This window comes from Vibrio eleionomae (assembly GCF_009874545.1).
GTDB classification, from domain to species: domain Bacteria; phylum Pseudomonadota; class Gammaproteobacteria; order Enterobacterales; family Vibrionaceae; genus Vibrio; species Vibrio nitrifigilis.
On the sequence record NZ_WEKT01000107.1, the window covers coordinates 1 to 3,872 of the forward strand.

Here is a 3,872-nt window from a genome sequence, read left to right on the forward strand (position 1 = left end):
CAACAATACTATCTCTAGATCTAAAGTAATCAGGGAAATAAGTCTCGCTATCATTAGAAAATGAAAGATCACACCCAAATGTTGAATTTACAAGCTTTTTCATAACCCAAAATCACTTTAATAGGGAATAATTTAATAAATGATTTGAAAAATCAATTTCTGCATTATTTTTAACAAGAGAAATCTCATCTTCATTTAAAGCACTTTTTTTATTTTTTCTTTTATCCCAATCCTGAGTTAAAGATTGAAAACTTTCTAATAAATTACTACTTTCATCTAAACCGAGAAAAGAAACTATACGTTCTAATTCAGATTGGTTACCACTAAAAACATCTTCATATCTAGTGACAAGCATATTACCATTTTTTGCTTTCAAAAAATGATAAGCTTTTTTAAGTGACATATTCCATACCTGTATAGACCTAGAAACATCATTAGTTGATACCCAATTAATATCATTCTTATCCTTAGCTCTTACCTTCCAAGAGCTAGCAACATCAAATGGGTCTCTTATTATAAAGATATGCTTAGCTTTAGGAAATGCGCTTTCTATATCATCATATATTTGAAAATATCTAGGAACCTTGTCACCAACAATATCGCAATCATCAAACTTTTCCTTTAAGGGATCATAGAAATAGTCCCATTGAATATTTGTTTCTTCATCTTTTATGTTGAAAAAATTCTCTTTTTTGAATCTATCCTTATTTAATCTTGATACACAATCTTTAGTAATTAAGCCTTTATATCGTTCCATTCCTAAACATATTTTTTCATGATTATTCAATAAGCGTACTAATGCTGTGGTTCCTGATCTATCACAACCAGAGATAAATAAAAATTCTTTATTATGCTTCACAATTAACAACCTCTTCGTTTACCGCAAAAAATTTAGTATTATCTTCTTTAACACTCTGCTTAGCATAGTGTTTTATTATTTTCGACCATTCCTCAACTAAATTATCTGAAAAATAGACATTAGAAATATTCAACTCTTTTAACTCAGTATAAGGTAATACATTACTGCATATGACTGGAATACCTAGTTTGTTCAATTCCAAACATTTCAGATAACTTTTATTTTTTGAAAATGACTTATCAACTAAAGGTGCCAGACCAATATCAAAGTTATGCGCTATTTTGGTCATCCAATCAACAAATATATCATATCGTGATGAAGGAGGAACAAGTCGTGTAATATAATTTTTACTTTCGAAATCACCACAACCTACAACATAAAGATGAACTATATNACATCTTCTAATACATTAATAATAAAATTCAAATCTTCTTGATGAGTTCTAGAACCAAAATAAATAATATTTACGATACTTTTATCTTTTAAAATATCTATTTTATCCGATTCTTCAATGTTCACTTTCCATCGGTGATCAAATATTTTATTAGGCCGAATAGTAATATTATAATTATAATTTTTTACAACATTTCTTAAGGATTCATTAGTTACATGAACCTGTTCTGCATTTTCTAAAAGTTTAACTAAGGATGGTTTATAAGTTTTATAGGTACCTTCAGGATCTACTATTTCTGGAACATCGAGTAAGTTATCATCCATTTCAAATATATATGGTATTTTATTTTTATTTAAAACATTAATACACCAATCCACCGCATAAGATGGAATAGCATCTCTTTGTATTACCACTTTTTTGTATTGAAATAAATCTCGAGTTAGTAGATTTCTCCAAGAAATGAACGATACATCTAATCCAGTTTCATGTTCAAAGTCATTTTTCCAATCAACTAAACGAACATAAGCGGTCGGAGGCACTTCTGGGAAATCTCCTTTCATAATGAACCCTAAATTTTCTGTTATAGGGAAATTACGATTTGAAATAGCATCTTGATAAATATTAATATATCTTTCAGTCATATTACTGACAGTATTTGACTTGCCATATCCGTTTTGCCACTCCAAAACATATTTCTGTTTCTCAATTAATAAATGAATATTGCTACGTATAGAAATTAATAAATCAAGGCACTGCTTTGCATTATTTTTAATTAACCAACCCGCTTTATGCTTATTTATTCTTTCTCCAACAGCACCATAATCAATACCAACTACTGGTAAGCCAGAAGCCCAACTTTCTGTTAATGTATGACAATACGTCTCTGGCCAAATTGAGAAAACAGAGGCTATATGGGGACTGATTCTTTTAACGAGCTGTTGAAATTCATCTCGTTTATATCGACCATGAAATTTAACGAAAGGTTTAAGATCATCAGCGCAACTACCGATAATATGAAATTCGATATTATTATCAATATCTAGATTTTTTATGTCTTTAATAAGCTCAGATCCTTTCGAATGTGTAATGTTCCCGGGAACAAGGACTCTTAAAGGACCGTCTATATTATCTATCAATTTAGGTTCAACAAAACTTTCGAAGTCTCGACCATGCGGGATTACCGAAAAAGAATCAGCCTTTTCTTTTAACTCTAAATTGTGGAGTAAGATCTCTTTAGCACTTTCACATGTAGTTATAAAATGATCACTACACTCTAAAGCATTTGCCATTCTTTTCTTCCAACGACTTAACATTTCTTTAGTCATTGGTCTTACAGTTTCATCATGCCAAAGAGGATTTATATTACCTTCAACAACCCCTTCTGGATAATAAACACCCTTATTATCAATAAGATTGACCGAGGGGCAAATCGTATAGAAGTCATGAAAAGAATTTATGACTGGAATATAAAGTTCCTTCGCTATCTGGGGTAACTTCAAACTGTGCCAAGCTAAGTGACGAATATGAAGAAGGTCAATATTGTATTTATATAGTAAAAAGCTAACTAATGATTCATATTCACTCGAAAGATGAGTGGCATACTTAACAGGTTGATTTAATATATATTCTTCAATAGGTTGATAATCATCTTCACCCGCTTTTAATATCTCTACCTTTTGGGTATTGCAAGCTAATGCATAGCAATCATATATTCCAGATAATTGCCTCATTAAATCTAAATTTGTTTTTGGAGTTCCACCTGTTCGAGTAGAAATAACAAACATCAATTTAGGCTTTGCGATCTGATCTGATAGTTTAGTCTCGGTTAATTTTATACCTATATTTTCTTGTATTTTTTTAAAAGCATTCGATCCTCCAATAGCTTGGATTGCACCTTCGTACTCTGGAAAATCTTTTTTTACTTGTTTTAAACCTGCATCCATTAGAGCATGTTTAGACTCTTTAAAAGAAGCAGATCGTTTATGAAATATATAAGTTTTTGTATCTATGATATTATGCCAACTGCTATTTAGAGCTCGCATACAAAAATCGTTTTCCTCACCATATCCTTTCGGGAATTTTTTTTCATCGAATTCCCCAATATCATTTATTAGGTCTCGTTTAATGTATAGGCAAAATCCATTCCCGGTAGGTACATCTATATATTCTCCGCCTATATTACTAACGACTCTAGAAATAGTATCAATATTTAGATGTTCAGGAATATCATTCAAACCAGACTTTGGTACAGAAAAAGCTCCAGCGCCATTAGACACTGCGGTTACAGTACCTACATTCTGTTGACTATAGGCAGCTATCGATAGATTTCTTATCCAGTTAGGAGTAACAATCGTATCACTATTAAGAAGGATAACATCTCTCTCTTTAGAGAGTTGAATGCCTTTGTTTACATTCCGTGTATATCCTTTATTTCTAAAATGATGTTTAACAGTTATAAATGGGTGAGATTTATATTTATTTAATATAGGTTTAACATTTTTATCTGGACTGCAGTCATTTAATATAATAATATTAATATTATTATTTAATGGTGTGTTTTTTATCACACTATCAATACATTTTATAACGTCATCAATAGCATTATATACAGGTATTAAT

General features: G+C 30.6%; 3 protein-coding genes. All 3 read right to left on the reverse strand.

Annotated elements, in window-relative coordinates; translation table 11 throughout:
* Positions 1-112: 112 nt before the first annotated feature.
* Positions 113-859: a sulfotransferase gene (locus F9817_RS23510; RefSeq protein WP_161158635.1), complete on the reverse strand. Its 747-nt coding sequence runs from the start codon at positions 857-859 to the stop codon at positions 113-115.
* A complete protein-coding gene (locus F9817_RS23515; protein ID WP_161158636.1) occupies positions 849-1,148 on the reverse strand; it encodes a glycosyltransferase family 4 protein in 300 nt (99 codons plus the stop codon). The genes F9817_RS23510 and F9817_RS23515 overlap by 11 nt, the downstream gene beginning before the upstream one ends.
* 98 nt (positions 1,149-1,246) lie before the next feature.
* Positions 1,247-3,820 (reverse strand): glycosyltransferase, encoded by a 2,574-nt coding sequence (locus tag F9817_RS23520; RefSeq protein WP_427916731.1) that lies wholly within the window; start codon positions 3,818-3,820, stop codon positions 1,247-1,249.
* Between the last annotated feature and the right edge of the window lie 52 nt (positions 3,821-3,872).

What these genes read in the sequence shown, in the direction of transcription:
- F9817_RS23515 (WP_161158636.1), bottom strand. Translation starts at nt 1,148, where the DNA reads ATGACCAAAATAGCGCATAACTTTGATATTGGTCTGGCACCTTTAGTT.